14 protein-coding genes are annotated in these 15,476 nt (G+C 67.7%); 10 read left to right on the top strand and 4 right to left on the bottom strand.

Features of this window, described 5'->3' with window-relative positions:
* Window positions 1-211 precede the first annotated feature (211 nt).
* From nusG to LC066_RS12310, 6 genes are all read left to right on the top strand, one after another.
* On the top strand, window positions 212-745 hold the full coding sequence (nusG, locus tag LC066_RS12335) for a transcription termination/antitermination protein NusG (protein ID WP_222480758.1): 534 nt from the start codon (window positions 212-214) through the stop codon (window positions 743-745).
* A gap of 181 nt (window positions 746-926) precedes the next feature.
* Window positions 927-1,352, top strand: a complete 426-nt coding sequence (gene rplK / locus LC066_RS12330) for a 50S ribosomal protein L11 (protein WP_085887888.1) — start codon at window positions 927-929, stop codon at window positions 1,350-1,352.
* Window positions 1,352-2,053, top strand: coding sequence for a 50S ribosomal protein L1 (gene rplA, locus LC066_RS12325; protein ID WP_222480760.1), 702 nt, complete (start codon window positions 1,352-1,354; stop codon window positions 2,051-2,053). Before rplK ends, rplA begins: the two co-directional genes overlap by 1 nt.
* A gap of 210 nt (window positions 2,054-2,263) precedes the next feature.
* Window positions 2,264-3,355, top strand: coding sequence for a histidinol-phosphate transaminase (hisC, locus tag LC066_RS12320; protein ID WP_222480762.1), 1,092 nt, complete (start codon window positions 2,264-2,266; stop codon window positions 3,353-3,355).
* On the top strand, window positions 3,352-4,266 hold the full coding sequence (locus tag LC066_RS12315; RefSeq protein ID WP_222480764.1) for a prephenate/arogenate dehydrogenase family protein: 915 nt from the start codon (window positions 3,352-3,354) through the stop codon (window positions 4,264-4,266). The genes hisC and LC066_RS12315 overlap by 4 nt, the downstream gene beginning before the upstream one ends.
* Window positions 4,263-5,135, top strand: a complete 873-nt coding sequence (locus tag LC066_RS12310) for an extensin family protein (protein ID WP_224899356.1) — start codon at window positions 4,263-4,265, stop codon at window positions 5,133-5,135. The genes LC066_RS12315 and LC066_RS12310 overlap by 4 nt, the downstream gene beginning before the upstream one ends.
* A gap of 81 nt (window positions 5,136-5,216) precedes the next feature.
* On the opposite strand, the gene LC066_RS12305 is transcribed toward LC066_RS12310, so the two are convergent.
* On the bottom strand, window positions 5,217-6,209 hold the full coding sequence (locus LC066_RS12305) for a DUF2125 domain-containing protein (protein ID WP_224899354.1): 993 nt from the start codon (window positions 6,207-6,209) through the stop codon (window positions 5,217-5,219).
* Between the two features lie 62 nt (window positions 6,210-6,271).
* Between LC066_RS12305 and LC066_RS12300 the strand changes: the two genes are divergently transcribed.
* The 3 genes from LC066_RS12300 to LC066_RS12290 all read left to right on the top strand — a co-directional run bounded on the left by LC066_RS12300 (window position 6,272) and on the right by LC066_RS12290 (window position 10,014).
* Complete coding sequence (locus LC066_RS12300) at window positions 6,272-6,802, top strand: gamma-glutamylcyclotransferase (RefSeq protein ID WP_224899351.1); 531 nt, start codon at window positions 6,272-6,274, stop codon at window positions 6,800-6,802.
* A 68-nt stretch (window positions 6,803-6,870) separates the two neighbouring features.
* Complete coding sequence (locus tag LC066_RS12295; protein WP_222480772.1) at window positions 6,871-8,070, top strand: hypothetical protein; 1,200 nt, start codon at window positions 6,871-6,873, stop codon at window positions 8,068-8,070.
* Window positions 8,071-8,073: 3 nt separating this feature from the next.
* Complete coding sequence (locus LC066_RS12290; protein WP_224899348.1) at window positions 8,074-10,014, top strand: peptidoglycan -binding protein; 1,941 nt, start codon at window positions 8,074-8,076, stop codon at window positions 10,012-10,014.
* A 168-nt stretch (window positions 10,015-10,182) separates the two neighbouring features.
* Here LC066_RS12290 and LC066_RS12285 read toward each other — a convergent pair whose 3' ends face one another.
* The 3 genes from LC066_RS12285 to gloB all read right to left on the bottom strand — a co-directional run bounded on the left by LC066_RS12285 (window position 10,183) and on the right by gloB (window position 14,625).
* Window positions 10,183-11,187 (bottom strand): M23 family metallopeptidase, encoded by a 1,005-nt coding sequence (locus tag LC066_RS12285; RefSeq protein WP_318246713.1) that lies wholly within the window; start codon window positions 11,185-11,187, stop codon window positions 10,183-10,185.
* Window positions 11,188-11,353: 166 nt separating this feature from the next.
* Window positions 11,354-13,687 (bottom strand): ATP-dependent Clp protease ATP-binding subunit ClpA, encoded by a 2,334-nt coding sequence (gene clpA, locus LC066_RS12280; RefSeq protein WP_224899345.1) that lies wholly within the window; start codon window positions 13,685-13,687, stop codon window positions 11,354-11,356.
* A 167-nt stretch (window positions 13,688-13,854) separates the two neighbouring features.
* Window positions 13,855-14,625, bottom strand: a complete 771-nt coding sequence (gene gloB / locus LC066_RS12275; protein ID WP_224899343.1) for a hydroxyacylglutathione hydrolase — start codon at window positions 14,623-14,625, stop codon at window positions 13,855-13,857.
* Window positions 14,626-14,685: 60 nt separating this feature from the next.
* Here gloB and LC066_RS12270 point away from each other — a divergent pair, with 60 nt between their 5' ends.
* Window positions 14,686-15,453, top strand: coding sequence for a class I SAM-dependent methyltransferase (locus LC066_RS12270; RefSeq protein WP_224899342.1), 768 nt, complete (start codon window positions 14,686-14,688; stop codon window positions 15,451-15,453).
* The last annotated feature ends 23 nt before the right edge of the window (window positions 15,454-15,476 follow it).

Below are 15,476 nucleotides of genomic sequence, written 5' to 3'. Positions count from 1 at the left end.
CGGGACGGGCCAAGCCTATCCCCTTCGCGGGCTTGCACTTTGGCCCGCTTCGCTGTAACTCACCGTCCACTCCCCTACGTGGCGCGCGGCGATTCGAGCCTCGCGCCGATTTTCTGTTGGGGGCACAGTATGGTCAATTCGGCCCGCCGCGCCGGATCCTCCGGGATCTTCGGTGCAGCTCCGGGGCCGACGATGGAAGGGTCGTTGCGACATGGCAAAGCGGTGGTACTCGGTCTCGGTCCTCTCGAACTTCGAGAAGAAGATCGCCGAGCAGATCCGGCAGAGCGTCGAGGAAAAGGGGCTGGAGGACCAGATTGACGAGGTTCTCGTTCCGACCGAAGAGGTCATCGAGGTGCGCCGCGGCAAGAAGGTCTCGACCGAGCGCCGCTTCATGCCCGGCTACGTGCTGGTTCACATGGAGATGTCCGACGAAGGCTATCACCTGGTGAACTCGATCAACCGCGTCACCGGCTTCCTCGGTCCCCAGGGCCGCCCGATGCCGATGCGCGACGCCGAGGTTCAGGGCATCCTGGGCCGCGTCGAGGAAGGCCAGGAGGCCCCGCGCACCCTGATCAACTTCGAGATCGGCGAGAAGGTGAAGGTCAACGACGGCCCCTTCGAGGACTTCGACGGCATGATCGAAGAGGTCGACGAGGACAACCAGCGCCTCAAGGTGTCGGTCTCGATCTTCGGCCGGGAAACCCCGGTGGAACTGGAATTCACGCAGGTCACCAAGCAAGGGTGATCCGCGCGAGGCGGGCCCGCGGGCCCGCGGCGGGGCGCAAGTCCCGTTCATACGTGGGAGGCGAGGCGGTCGCGACCGTCGGACCTGACCACGCGCAATCGTCCCCGAAGGCGCGCCGGAGGGGACAGGTGCAGGGCGGGAGACATCCCGTCATCTGCGCGATGAACAAAGGAGAAGGCCAATGGCCAAGAAACTCGTCGGCAGCATGAAGCTGCAGGTGCCTGCCGGTCAGGCAAACCCGTCCCCGCCGGTTGGTCCGGCTCTGGGTCAGCGCGGCATCAACATCATGGAATTCTGCAAGGCGTTCAACGCCAAGACGCAGGACATGGAGCCCGGCGCACCGTGCCCCACCGTGATCACCTACTATCAGGACAAGTCCTTCACCATGGACATCAAGACGCCGCCCGCGTCTTACTACCTGAAGAAGGCCGCGAAGCTGAAGTCGGGCGCCACTGACCCGGGCAAGCAGACCGTGGGCACCGTCACCGTCGCTCAGGTGAAAGAGATCGCCGAAGCGAAGATGAAGGACCTGAACGCAAACGACATCGAAGCCGCGATGAAGATCATCCTCGGCTCGGCGTCCTCCATGGGCATCGAGGTGAAGTAATGGCTAAGCTCGGTAAACGCACCCGCGCCGCACGCGAAGCATTCGCTGGCAAGGAAGACCTGACCGTCGAGGAAGCCGTTGCGCTGATCAAGGGCAACGCCGGCGTCAAGTTCGACGAAACCGTCGAGATCGCCATGAACCTGGGCGTCGACCCCCGTCACGCGGACCAGATGGTCCGTGGCGTGGTCGGCCTGCCGAACGGCACCGGCAAGGACGTCCGCGTGGCCGTCTTCGCCCGTGGCCCGAAGGCCGAGGAAGCTCAGGCTGCCGGTGCAGACATCGTCGGCGCCGAAGACCTGATGGAAACCATCCAGGGCGGCACGATCGAGTTCGATCGCTGCATCGCGACCCCGGACATGATGCCGATCGTCGGCCGTCTGGGTAAAATCCTGGGTCCGCGCAACCTGATGCCGAACCCCAAGGTCGGCACCGTGACCATGGACGTGAAAGCGGCCGTGGAAGCAGCCAAGGGCGGCGAAGTGCAGTTCAAGGCCGAAAAGGCCGGTGTGGTGCACGCAGGCGTCGGCAAGGTCTCCTTCGACGAAGCCAAGCTGGCCGAGAACATCCGCGCCTTCGTGGACGCGGTGTCCAAGGCCAAGCCGGCCGGTGCCAAGGGCGCCTACATGAAGAAGGTTTCGCTGAGCTCCACCATGGGCCCGGGCGTCTCCGTCTCCATCGAAAGCGCCACCGGCAACGCGTAAGCGACCCCGGAACGGAATTGAAAAGGGCGGTCCTGCGGGGCCGCCCTTTTTCGTCTCAGCAGGTTTGTCGCCGGGCAGGGGGGCGCCGCACCGGTCCCGAGTCGCGGTCATTCTGCCACGGATCATGCCCGGCACCCGCCTGCGTAAAAACTTCATCTTTCCTTGCTTTGGCACGGCGGCTAGAAGCGGGATTGGTGCAGAGGTGAGACAATGACACAGAAGATTCAGCCGCAGCCCGGGATCATGGAGATCGCGCTCTACGTCGGTGGCGCCTCCAAGGTCGAGGGCGTGAGCGATGCGGTGAAGCTTTCGTCGAATGAAAATCCCTACGGGGCAGGCGATCCGGCGAAGGAGGCGTTCCTGCGGGCCGTGCATGATCTGCACCGCTACCCGTCGACGGATCACGCCGATCTGCGCCAGGCGATTGCCTCGCACCACGGGCTGGATCCGGCGCGGGTGATCTGCGGGGTCGGCTCCGACGAGGTGCTGCAGTGGATCTGCCAGGCCTATGCCGGGCCGGGCGACGAGGTGCTGTTCACCGAACACGGTTTCGGCATGTACCGCATCTGCGCCCATGCCGCCGGCGCCACGCCCGTCGAGGTCGAGGAGACCGAACGCACGACTGATGTGGACAAACTGATCGCGGGTCTGAGCGAACGCACCAAGATCGTTTTCATCGCCAATCCGAACAACCCGACCGGTACCATGATCGGCGGCGCCCAGGTGGCGCGGCTGGCCGATGCCCTGCCCGAGGGCGCGCTGCTGGTTCTGGACGGCGCCTATGCGGAATACGTCCAGGGCTTCGACGGCGGCGCCGGGCTGGTCGATGCCCGCTCGAACGTGGTGATGACGCGTACCTTCTCCAAGATTTATGGCCTGGGTGGCCTGCGGATCGGCTGGGGCTATGGACCGCAGGAAATCGTGGACGTGCTGAACCGCATCCGCCAGCCGTTCAACCTGTCCAACGCCCAGCTGGCCGCGGCCACGGCGGCGATGAACGACCAGGCCCATGTGACCAAGTCGCGGACCGACAACGCGCGTCTGCGCGACTGGCTGGCCAAGGCGCTGGCCGATCACGGCGTGCCCTCGGACCCGAGCCATGCGAATTTCATCCTCGCCCGGTTCGACAGCCCGGAGGAGGCGCAGGACTGTGACGCCTACCTGAAGTCCCGCGGCCTGATCGTGCGCCAGGTGGCGGGTTACAACCTGCCCAATTGCCTGCGCATCACCGTGGGCGACGAATCCGCCTGCCGCCGCGTTGCCCATGCCATCGGCCAGTTCAAGGCCGGAGAGCGGGCATGATCTACGGCACGGTGACCCTGGTGGGTCTGGGGCTGATCGCCTCTTCCATCATTCACGCGGCGAAGCGCGGCGGCCTGGCCGGAGAGATCCGGGGCTACGACCTGTCCGACGAGGCCCGCGCCACGGCGCGCGAGATCGGGTTGGGCGACGTGATTTGCGACAGCCTGGCCGAGGCCGTCAGCGGCGCCGACCTGGTGATCCTGGCGGTGCCCGTGGGCGCCATGGGCCAGGTGGCCGAGGAGATCGCGCCCCACCTGAAAGCGGGCGCCGTGCTGTCGGACACCGGCTCGGTCAAGGGCGCCGTGGTCAAGGCCGTGGCACCGCATCTGCCCGAGGGCGTGCATTTCATTCCCGCGCACCCGCTGGCGGGCACCGAACATTCCGGCCCCCGCGCCGGTTTCGCCGAGCTGTTCGACAACCGCTGGTGCCTGCTGGTGCCCGCGGGCACGCCTGATCCCCAGGCGCTGGCGGGGCTGCGCGCCTTCTGGGAAGGCATGGGCGCCCATGTGGAGGAGATGGATCCCGAGCACCACGACCTGGTGCTGGCGGTGACCAGCCACACGCCCCACCTCATTGCCTATACGATGGTCGGCGTGGCCGATGACCTGCGCCGGGTGACCGACAGCGAGGTCATCAAGTATTCCGCCGCCGGGTTCCGGGATTTCACCCGGATCGCGGCCTCGGACCCGACCATGTGGCGTGATGTCTTCCTGTCCAACAAGGAAGCGACGCTGGAAATCCTGCAACGTTTCACCGAAGAGCTGTTCCGGCTGCAACGCGCGATCCGGCGCGACGACGGCGACCTGCTGTTCGATTACTTCACCCGTACCCGGGCCATTCGGCGTGGGATCATCGAGGCTGGCCAGGATACCGCTGCGCCCGACTTTGGCCGCGGGACCACCCGGAAATGATCCGCCGCGCCGCCCGGATCGCCGCCGCCTGCCTCGCCGGCACGCTGCTGGCGGGCGGGCCCGGCGCGGCAGAACTGGCCCCCGACGCCTCACTGCGCCCTGTGGCGCGCGGTCAGGTGGTGCGCGGCATGGTGCTGCCGGCCGAGATCTTCGTGCAACGCGACATTGCCCATGAGGTGGCGCTGCAGGCGCTTTCGGCCGCCCGCGATCCCGGACGGGCGGAAACGCTTGGCGTGACACGCCGCCTGCCGGACCCCGACACCGCGCCGCGCGTCGCCCTGCGCCCGCACCTGCGGCCTGCCACGGTGGTGCAGCAGGGCCGCCGGGTGGCCGCGCTGCGCCAGCAGGGGGCGGTCTGCGGCGATCTTGCGCTGCAGGGGGTGGCCATTGGGCGGGTCCCTTCTGACACCTCGGGCTGTGGCGTCGATCAGGCGGTGCGGCTGCAATCGGTCTCGGGCGTGGCGCTGTCGACCCATGCGGTGATGGACTGCGGTACGGCGCAGGCGCTGAAATCCTGGGTCGAGGGCGGGCTGCGACCGGCGGTGAAACGCTATGGCGGCGGCGTGCGCGAGTTGCGCGTGGTGGCCCACTACGCTTGCCGACCGCGCAACAACCGCAAGGGCGCGCGGATCTCGGAACACGGCAAGGGCCGCGCCGTGGACATCGCCGCGATCGAGCTCAACGACGGCAAGGAGCTGGTGGTGCTGGACGACTGGTCGAACGGGCGCGAAGGGCGCATTCTCAAGGCGGCCCATGCCAGCGCCTGCGGCCCCTTCGGCACGGTCCTGGGACCGGAGGCCAACGCGTTGCATCGCGATCACTTCCACTTCGACACGGCGCGCTACCGCAGCGGCTCCTACTGCCGCTGATCCTCGCCAGAGGCGCCGTGCCCCTGTCCCAGATATCTCCGCCGGAGGCCTCGTCTGCGCACAGCGGGGGCGGAACAACCCTCAGCGCAGGCGCAACACCGGCGCGGGCCCCAGCGGGATCAGCCCGGCCCAGATCCGCCCCTCGCGCAGGGTCAGCGTCAGGTCCAGCGAGTTCGGGTTGCCACTGGCGCCGGCCATCATCGACAGGCCCTGTTCGATGCTGCCGGCCATCTCCTCCGGCACGGCGCCGGCGGCCACGGCCATCTGCAACATCTGCTGCCACTGGCGGGCCTGCACATGGGCCTCGCCCGACAAGAGCCCGCGCGCATTCACGTCCAGATCGGCGGTGACCTGCAACAGCAGCTCCCCCCAGGCGGCGCGGGCGAGGTGCAGTTCCACCCGAGTGGGCTGCGGTCGCGCCTCTTCCAGGGCGCGCAGGTCCCAGGGACGGGTGAAGGTCACGTCGGCATCCAGCCGCAGCTCGCGCATCGACTGCGGCAGCCCGTCGGCCTGCAGCCAGTCGGCCACGGAGAGGGGCAGGGACAGGCCCTCGGCGGCCAATCCCAGGCGATAGCGGCTGTCGTCCCCATCGTCCTGCGCCATGGCGAGGCTGAGGCTGTCCATCGCGGCTTCGGTGGCCCCCGACAGCACCAGGGTCTGGCCCGTCAGCTGTGCGCGCTGCAACTCCAGCAGCGGCCCCGGGGTGACGCGCAGTGAGGCGCGTAGATCGTCGTTCGACAGCGAAAACCTCTCTTCGGGGCTGCGGAAATCGAACCGGTCCGGCCAGACGGCGATCAGGTGGCCGGGTTTCCAGGACAGGGCATAGAGGCCGAAGCGCGGCATCTCGACCGCCAGCCCGGTGCCGGGATCGGCAAGGGCCAGGTTCTCCCACAGGGCGTCGAAGCGATTGGGATAGCCGCGCAGGGAAAACTCGGCGTAATCCGCCTGCCAGCCTTCGGCCCGGCGCGCCTCCATCCAGCTTTCCAGGCCCCGCTTGGCCCCGATGGCGCCCAGCACCCAGTAGCCCGACCATAGCAGGGCGGCGACGACAACGACGATCAGCAGGCGCTTCATGGCCCCCCCTTCAACTCAGGCTCCGGCTCGTGTTTATAAGTGGTGTGAAGAAAGGAAAAGTCATGTCGATGTGGGTGTTCGGGTATGGTTCGCTGCTGTGGAAACCGGGGTTCGACCCGGTGGAACGGGTGGTGGCCTATCTGCCCGACTACCGGCGCAGCTTCTGCATGACTTCGATCCACCATCGCGGCTCGGAGGCGGAGCCGGGGCTGGTGCTGGCGCTCGACCCGGAGGAGGGCGCGGGCTGTACCGGGCTGGCCCTGCGCGTGGCCGAGGATGAGGAAGAGACGGTGCTGGCCTACCTGCGCGAACGCGAGCTGGTCTCCTCGGCCTATGTCGAGAAACACCTGGACGTCGAGCTGGTGGATGGCCGCGCGGTGGAGGCGCTGGTCTACGTCATGGACCCGACCCACGTGCAGTATTGCGGCGGCCTGCCGCTGGAGATCCAGGCCCAGGTGATCGCCCATGCTCATGGCGGAATGGGCCCCAATGCCGAATATCTCTACAACACTGCCGCCCATCTCGAAGAGCTGGGACTGGCTGATGACGAATTGACCTGGCTGGCCGCGCGGGTCCGCAATTTGCGCGGATAAGTCCTTTTCCCGCAAGGCGATTGCACCTATGGTCGGGCCAATCGAAACCCAGATCGCGGACCGTCCTGATGGCTCATGGTGAGGGCGAGAACGCCCCGCAGTTTTCCCAACCCATCCGCCAGATCCTGCTGATGCTCGTCGTGCTGGGATTGTGCGCAGCCGGCAGCGTTTTCGTCGCGCCGCAGCTTCTGCCGGTGTTCGAGGCCAACCCCTATCTGAACGGTTTCATCGCCTTCGTCTTCGTCCTGGGCGTGCTGGCTTGCTTCTGGCAGGTGGCACAGCTGATCTCCTCGGTGCGCTGGATCGAACGCTTTGCCGGCGGCAACCCCGAAGAGGCGGGGCGCGCGCCGCGCCTGTTGACCCCGCTGGCCACCCTGCTGGGCCAGCGCGACCGGCGGTTGCAGATTTCGTCCAGCTCGGCCACCTCGATCCTGGAATCCGTGGCGACCCGGATCGACGAGGCGCGGGAGATCACCCGCTACATCACCTCGCTACTGATCTTCCTCGGCCTTCTGGGCACCTTCTACGGGCTGGCGACCACCGTGCCGGCGGTGGTGGACACGATCCGCTCTCTCGCGCCCGGCGCGGACGAGGGCGCGACCTCGGTCTTCGACCGGCTGATGACCGGGCTGGAGGCGCAACTAGGCGGGATGGGCGTGGCCTTTGCCTCCTCGCTGATCGGTCTGGCGGGGTCGCTGATCGTGGGCCTTCTGGAGCTGTTCGCCGGCCATGGCCAGAACCGCTTCTACCGCGAGCTGGAAGAGTGGATGTCGACGATCACCCGCGTCGGCCTGTCCGACAGCGACGGCGGCGCGGACGAGTCGATGCTGGTGTCGGTGCTGGACAATATGGGTGAACAGATGGCCCGCATGCAGGAGATGTTTGCCCGCTCCGACGCCGCCCGGGCCGAGGTCGATGCGAAGCTTTCGACCCTGGCCGACACGATCGAACGTCTGACCGACCGGATGGCGGCGCAGAACAGTTCCGGCGGGCAGATGGCCGATGCCATGACCCGCGTGGCCGACAGCCAGGACGCGCTGCTGGAAAAACTGGTGGAACAGGGCATGGCCGAAGGGCTGGACGCCGAAAGCCGGATGCGCCTGCGGTCCATGGACGTGCAGTTGTTGCGCATCCTGGAGGAGATCAGCGCCGGTCGGCATGAGACGATGGCCGAGCTGCGCACCGACATCGCCTCCCTCTCGCGCCTGATCGCCCAGGGGCAACGCGCCCAGGTCAGCCACCATCACAGCGATGATCGGGACGAGTGACCCATGGCGCTGACCCGCAGATCCGGCGCCCGGCTGCAGGCCAATATCTGGCCCGGCTTCGTCGATGCGATGACCGGTCTGCTGATGGTGCTGATGTTCGTGCTGACGATCTTCATGATCGTGCAGTTCACCCTGCAGGAAACCATCACCGGCCAGGAAAGCGAGCTGGATGAGCTGACCTCGGACCTGGCTGCGCTGAGCCAGGCCCTGGGGCTGGAACGGGACCGGACCGAGCGGCTGACCGAGGAGGTGGGCACGCTGACCGCCACGCTGGATGATCGCGACGCACGGCTGGACCAGCAGGCTGCGCTGATCGCCTCGCTGACCCAGGAACGCGACAGTGCCGAGGCCTCGCTGGAGGCGGCCGAGGGCCGCATCACTGAGTTCGAGGCCCAGGTGGCCGGCCTTCTGGCACAGCAAACCGAGGCGCGTGGCCAGATCGCGGATCTGCAGGCCGAGCAGGAGCGCCTGATCGGCGAGCAGGAAAGCCTGCAACTGGCCCTGGCCCAGGCGCGGGACGAAATCGACGCCGGCGAGGAGGCGGCCCGCCTGGCCGCCGCCCGGCGCGAGGCGCTGGAGGCCCTGATCGAGAGCCTGCGCAGCGAACGGGATGATGCCCGGACCCTGGCGGGCAGCCTGTCGGACGAGCTGGACGAGGCCCAGGCCCAGCTGTCCGAGGAGGAGGCCGCCCGCCTGGCCGAGGCCGAGGCGGCCCGCGCCCTGCGTGAGCGGCTGGAGAACGCCCAGGATGAGCTGACGGCGATGACCCTGGCGCTGGAGGAACAACGCCGCGAGGCCGAAGAGACGCTGACCCTGCTGGCCGCCGCCGAGGCGGCGCAGGAGGATCTGGACCTGCGCCTGGCCGCCGCCCTGCTGGCGCGGGATGAGGCCCAGGCCCAGGCCGGCGCCGCAGAGGGCGCGCTGACGGCGCTGCGTGATGAGCTGGAGACGACCCGCACGGCGCTGGAGGCAGAGCGCGAGGATAGTGACGAGGCCGCCCTGCGCGCGCGGCTCGCGGCCGCACTGGCCGCCCAGGAGGAGGCCGAGAGCGAAGTTGCCGCCGCGGAGACCGACCGCGAGGCGCTGCGCGATCAATTGGCCGCGGCCCTGGCCCGGCAGTTGGCCGCGGAACAGCAGGCCACAGAACAGTTGAGCGAGGCCGAACAGCGTGCGGCGCTGCTGGCCGAGTCGAATGCGGCCCTGGAGGCGGAAGAAGCCAAGTCGGCCGAAAGTCAGCGCCGGGCTGCCGTACTGAACCAGCAGGTCGCGGCGCTGCGCACGCAGCTCGGCTCGCTTCAGGCGCTTCTGGATGACTACAAGGCCCGCGAGGCTGCCAGCCAGGTGCAGATCGAAAGCCTGGGCCAGGACTTGAACGCGGCGCTGGCGCGCGCGACGGCGCTGGAGCGGCGCGAACGCCAGCGCGCCGAGGCCGAGGCCGAGCGCCTGGCCGCGGAGGCGCGGCGCCTGGCGGAAGAGGCGGAGAACCTCGAACAGTACCGGTCGGATTTCTTCGGCCGGATGCGGCAGATCCTGGCCGGGCGCGACGGTGTGCGCATCGTCGGCGACCGCTTCGTCTTCTCCTCCGAGGTGCTGTTTGCCCCGGCCCGGGCGCAGCTGTCCGACGCCGGGCGGGCCCAGATCGCCGAGATCGCGGATATCCTGCGGCAAGTGTCTGACGAGATCCCGGCGGGGATCAATTGGATCATCCGCGTGGACGGGCATACCGACAAGGTGCCGCTGCGGGGCAGTCGCGAGTTCGCCGACAACTGGGAGCTGAGCCAGGCGCGCGCCCTGTCGGTCGTGCGCTACATGATCGAGCTGGGCATCGCGCCGGAGCATCTGTCGGCCAACGGGTTCGGGGAATATCAGCCCATTGCAGAGGGCGACAGCCCGGAGGCGCTGGCTGCGAACCGGCGGATCGAGCTGAAGCTGACCGAGCGCTGAGGAGACCGCGTGCCATGGGGCATGAGGGCGGTTTCCTTCGCCGCAGGCGACACGTAACGGGGGAGGGGACTTTGCCCCCCAGTCTCAGCGGGCTGAGGCGCCCCCCGGTATTTCCTGCAAAGAGAAGATGCGGCATGGTGCATCGCCCCGCCGCAGGTGTGGGGCCGGTCAGCGGGTGATCTGAACCTGCGAGGTGGTCTGTGACAGGACTTTCCCGTCACGGATCAGAGTGGCCCGCCCCGTGTAGAGACCCGGTGCGAGGGGCGCGCGCAGGCGCTTGCCATGGGCGCGGAAAAGCTGCGCCTGGGTGCGGTCAAGGGTGATGTCCTGCCGGGAGAAGGGGCCGTCGGGGGCGTGGATGACAAGAGAGAGCCTGTCGCCGGCCCGGGCGCCGAAGAGATTGGCCCAGAGCACCAGCGCGGGGCTGTCGGCAGGCAGGGCAGGGCGCGCGGCCGTGCCGGCCTTGATGTCAGAGTAGTCGGGCAGGGCGTCGAGGAAGCCGGTGCTGATGATCCCGCCGGGCTGATAGGACAGCGGGTCCGCCCAGAGCTGGGCCGCAGGTGCCGTGCCGCAGATCGCGGGGGCATCGGGGGCAAAGGGATCGACCACCTGGCCGTCGTGGCGCAGCGACAGATGCAGGTGCGGAAACTGGCTGCGCCCCGACAGGCCCACGCGACCCAGAGGCGCGCCGGTGTCGACCTGCTGGCCCTTGCGTATCATCAGCGAGCCACGAGCCATGTGGCAGTACTGTGTCTCCCAACCGTCGCCATGGTCGATTACCAGCCCGTTGCCGCAGTCCTTGCCGTCGAGGTCCCTGTCAGGCGTCCAGGGGGTGTCCGCCATGCCATCGCGCAGGGCGGTGACACGGCCCGGTGCGGCGGCGCGCACTGTCACACCGGCGCGCATGACCGCCAGGTCGGGCAGGGCGAAATCGGTGCCCTTGTGGCCGTCGTAGGTCAGGGGGCTGCAGGTGAAGTCCCGGGCACCGGGCCCGGGATCCGCGTCGACGTAGTTCTGGATATGGCAGGTGCGGCCGGGGATGCAGTCGAGCGGCAGGGCAAGGCGCGGGGCCTCCTGGGCAAGGGCCGGCCAGCTGGCCAGAAGCGCAAGGAGGAGCCCGCCGAGCCGGGCCGAAAGCAGGGCACGACGGCTCGATCGCGGGGCCAGCGGCACGGAGCGACGGCGTCGCGCCCCACGTTTGTGCAATGTGTCCGCCTCTTGGAGCCGGCCTGGCGCGGAGGCTGCGAGCCCACGCGGGCACTGTCGTGCGCATGCCAAAAGGGCGGGGGAGATCCCCGCCCTTTCGCGATTGTTCAGGCCATTGCGCATCAGGCGCCGATCACTCGGCGGTCAGCAACGGCGGCTTGTTGCCCGACAGGCGCAGCTTGTCCGGGCCCTTGATCTGCAGGTCGAGCTCGTCGCCCTTCAGCGCCACCTTGACCACACCGCCCTTGGACAGCTTGCCGAAGAGCAGCTCTTCCGCCAGCGGCTTCTTGATGTGCTCCTGGATCACGCGACCCAGCGGGCGGGCGCCCATCTTGTCGTCGTAGCCCTTCTCGGCCAGCCATTCGGCGGCAGGCCTGGTCAGTTCGATGGTCACGCCGCGGTCCATCAGCTGGGCCTCGAGTTGCAGCACGAACTTCTCGACCACCTGCAGGATGGTGTCCTTCGGCAGCGGCTGGAAGCTGATGACGGCATCCAGGCGGTTGCGGAACTCGGGCGTGAAGGTCCGCTCGATGGCGGCGGTATCCTCGCCCTCGCGCCGGTCGCGACCGAAACCGATGGCCGACTTGGCCTGTTCCTGGGCCCCCGCGTTGGAAGTCATGATCAGCACCACGTTGCGGAAGTTCACCGTGCGACCGTTGTGGTCGGTCAGCTGGCCGTGGTCCATCACCTGCAGGAGGATGTTGTAGACATCCGGGTGCGCCTTCTCGATCTCGTCGAGCAGCAGCACGCAATGCGGGTGCTGGTCCACGCCGTCGGTCAGCAGGCCACCCTGGTCGAAGCCGACGTAGCCCGGAGGGGCACCGATCAGGCGCGAGACCGCGTGTTTCTCCATGTACTCGGACATGTCGAAGCGCAGAAGTTCCACGCCGAGCGTGTCCGCCAGCTGTTTCGCCACCTCGGTCTTGCCGACGCCCGTGGGCCCGGCGAAGAGGTAGTTGCCGATGGGCTTCTCGGGTTCGCGCAGACCGGCCCGCGACAGCTTGATCGCCGAGCTGAGCGCGTCGATCGCGGCGTCCTGGCCGAAGACCACGCGTTTCAGGCTGCCTTCCAAGTCCTTGAGGACCTCGGCATCGTCCTTGGTGACGTTCTTCGGCGGGATGCGGGCGATCTTGGCCACCACGGCCTCGATTTCCTTCACGCCGATGGTCTTGCGACGCTTCGATTCGGCCACCAGGTGCTGCGCCGCGCCGGCCTCGTCGATCACGTCGATGGCCTTGTCGGGCAGCTTGCGGTCGTTGATGTAGCGCGCCGACAGTTCGACCGCCGTCTTCACCGCGTCGTTGGTGTACTTGATGCCATGGTGTTCCTCGAAGTAGGGCTTGAGACCCTTCAGGATCTTCACCGCATCCTCGACCGTCGGCTCGTTCACGTCGATCTTCTGGAACCGGCGCGACAGGGCGCGGTCCTTCTCGAAATGCTGGCGGAACTCCTTGTAGGTGGTGGAGCCCATGCAACGCAGCTTGCCCCCCGCCAAGGCGGGTTTCAGCAGGTTGGAGGCATCCATCGCCCCGCCGGAGGTGGCGCCGGCGCCGATCACCGTGTGGATTTCGTCGATGAAGAGGACGGCATCGGGGTGCGCCTCCAGCTCGGAGACGACGGCCTTCAGCCGTTCCTCGAAATCGCCGCGATAGCGGGTGCCGGCCAGCAGCGCGCCCATATCGAGCGAGAAGATGGTGGTGTTGGCCAGGATGTCGGGGGTTTCGCCCTGGACGATCTTGCGCGCCAGGCCCTCGGCGATGGCGGTCTTGCCAACGCCGGGATCACCGACCAGAAGCGGGTTGTTCTTGCGCCGGCGGCAGAGGACCTGGATGCAGCGTTCCACCTCGGAGCCACGGCCGATCAGCGGGTCGACATCGCCCTCATCCGCCTTGGCGTTGAGGTTCACGCAATACTTGTCGAGCGCGGATTCCTTGCCCTCGCCCTCGGGCTGGGCGGCGGAGGGGCCGCTGGAACGTTTCTGCTCTTCCTCGGCGCCGGACACCGGGCGGCTTTCGCCGTAGGCCGGATCCTTGGCCACGCCATGGGCAATGAAGTTGACCGCATCGTAGCGCGTCATGTCCTGCTCCTGCAGGAAATAGGCGGCATTCGATTCGCGTTCGGCGAAGATGGCGACCAGCACGTTGGCGCCGGTGACCTCGGTCCGGCCGGAGCTTTGAACGTGAATGGCCGCGCGCTGGATGACGCGCTGGAAGGCGGCCGTCGGCACGGCCTCGGAGCCGTCGATGTCCGTCACCAGGTTGGCCAGTTCCTCATCCACGAATTCGACGAGGGTCTGGCGCAGCTCCTCGGTGTCGACCGAACAGGCTTTCATCACCCGGGCGGCGTCGGGTTCGTCGATCAGCGCCAGCAGAAGGTGTTCAAGCGTCGCGAACTCATGGTGCCGGGCATTGGCCAGCGCCAGGGCTGCGTGGATCGCCTGTTCCAGGGTGGTCGAGAATGAAGGCACTGTGGTGCTCCTTTTCGATCTGTGTCGGAGCGGGGACGGGCCCCAGATCCAACCATGGCCTCTTAGTCTTAAAGTTTGGTCGATCCTGACCGCTCTTCAAGGGTTTTCTGCGACCGTGCGATCACATTTCCGGGCCCGGCCTGTCGGAAACGCTGCCAAACGGTCATTCAGAAGGCGTCCTTACGGCGCCGGATCTCGGCAAAGACCTGCGCCGGATCGGCGCCGGCAAGGCCGAGCGCCTCCGCGACGGATGGCTGTCCGGCACGCAGGAACGGGTTGGTTGCAAGTTCTTCGGAAAGCAGGGACGGCACGGTCGGCCGGCCCTCGGCACGGGCGGCCTTCACGGCCTCGACCCTTGATATAAGGTCGGAATTGTCCGGTTCAATCGTCAGGGCGAATTTCCCGTTGGCCAGGGTGTACTCGTGTCCCGAGCAGATCGTGGTGCGCGGCGGCAGCGCCGCCAGCTTCTGCAGGGAGTGGTACATCTGCTCGAAGGTGCCCTCGAACACGCGCCCGCAGCCGAGCGCCATGAGGCTGTCGGCGGTAAAGGCGATCTCGCTGCCGGGGAAGTGGAAGGCCAGGTGCCCGACGGTATGGCCCGAGACATCCAGCACGGCGCCATGTTCCCCACCGAGGCCCAGCTGGTCGCCTTCCTTCAGGGCCACGTCCAGCTTCGGCAGGCGGTGCGCATCGGCTTCGGCGCCGAAGACACGGGCGCCGGTATGGTCGGCCAGCAGGGCATCTAGGCCCTGAACGTGGTCGGGATGGTGGTGGGTCAGCCAGACCTGGCTGCAACGCCAGCCGCGCTCGGCCAGGGCGGCGAGAATCGGCGCGGCCTCGGGCACGTCGATGACGGCGGTTTCGCCGGAGGCCTCATCATGCAGCAGATAGGCGTAGTTGTCGCTGAGACAGGGGATCGTGACGAGGGCAAGAGCCATGGTCATTTCCTTTGCACTTGGTATTGTCGGTAAGTGAAACCCATAGCGGAGCGCCATGCAATGCACCTGGACGTGCAGGATCTGCGCAATTTCTACTATCGCTCCACCCTGGGCCGGGCGGCCCAGGCCTCGATCCGTGGGCGGTTGCTGGATTTCTGGCCCGAGGCGAAGGGGCAGACGGTGCTGGGCTACGGCTTTGCCGCCCCGCTGTTGCGGCCCTACCTGGCGGAGGCGCGGCGCGTCATGGCCTTGATGCCGGCGCCGCAGGGGGTGATGCCCTGGCCCGCCGCCATGCCCAATGTCTCGGTGCTGTGCGAGGAAACGCTCTGGCCGATCGAAACCGGGCTGGCAGACAAGCTGGTGCTGATGCACGGGCTGGAAACGTCGGACAGCCCGACCGAACTGCTGGAAGAGTGCTTCCGCGTCCTGGGGCCGGGGGGCAAGGCGATGTTCATCGTGCCGCACCGCTCGGGCCTGTGGTCGCGGTCCGACCGGACGCCCTTCGGCTATGGCCGGCCCTACAGCCAGGGCCAGCTGGAGGCGCAGCTGAAACGCCATGCCTTCCTGCCCGAACGGCATCAGCACACGCTCTACCAGCCGCCCTCGTCGAAACGGTTCTGGCGCAAGACGGCGAACTTCTGGGAGAAGCTGGGCGGCCAGGTGTCTTTCGTGCTGTCGGGCGGGGTGCTGATGGTCGAGGCGACCAAGCGCGTCCAGGCGCCCTCGGGGCCCGGCGAGAAGGTGCGTGCCAAGTCCGGCCTGCGGGTGCTGGAGGGGCTGGCCGCGCCCAAGCCGGACACGGCCCGGGCACGCCACGGCGACCTCTAGGGCAGGGCGCGCCTGATCCTTCA

Origin of the sequence: Pseudooceanicola marinus (assembly GCF_020177265.1) — a bacterium.
GTDB classification, from domain to species: Bacteria; Pseudomonadota; Alphaproteobacteria; order Rhodobacterales; family Rhodobacteraceae; genus Pseudooceanicola; species Pseudooceanicola marinus_A.
The sequence above is the reverse complement of the archived record's forward strand: the minus strand, read 5'-3'. Positions and strand labels throughout refer to the sequence as shown.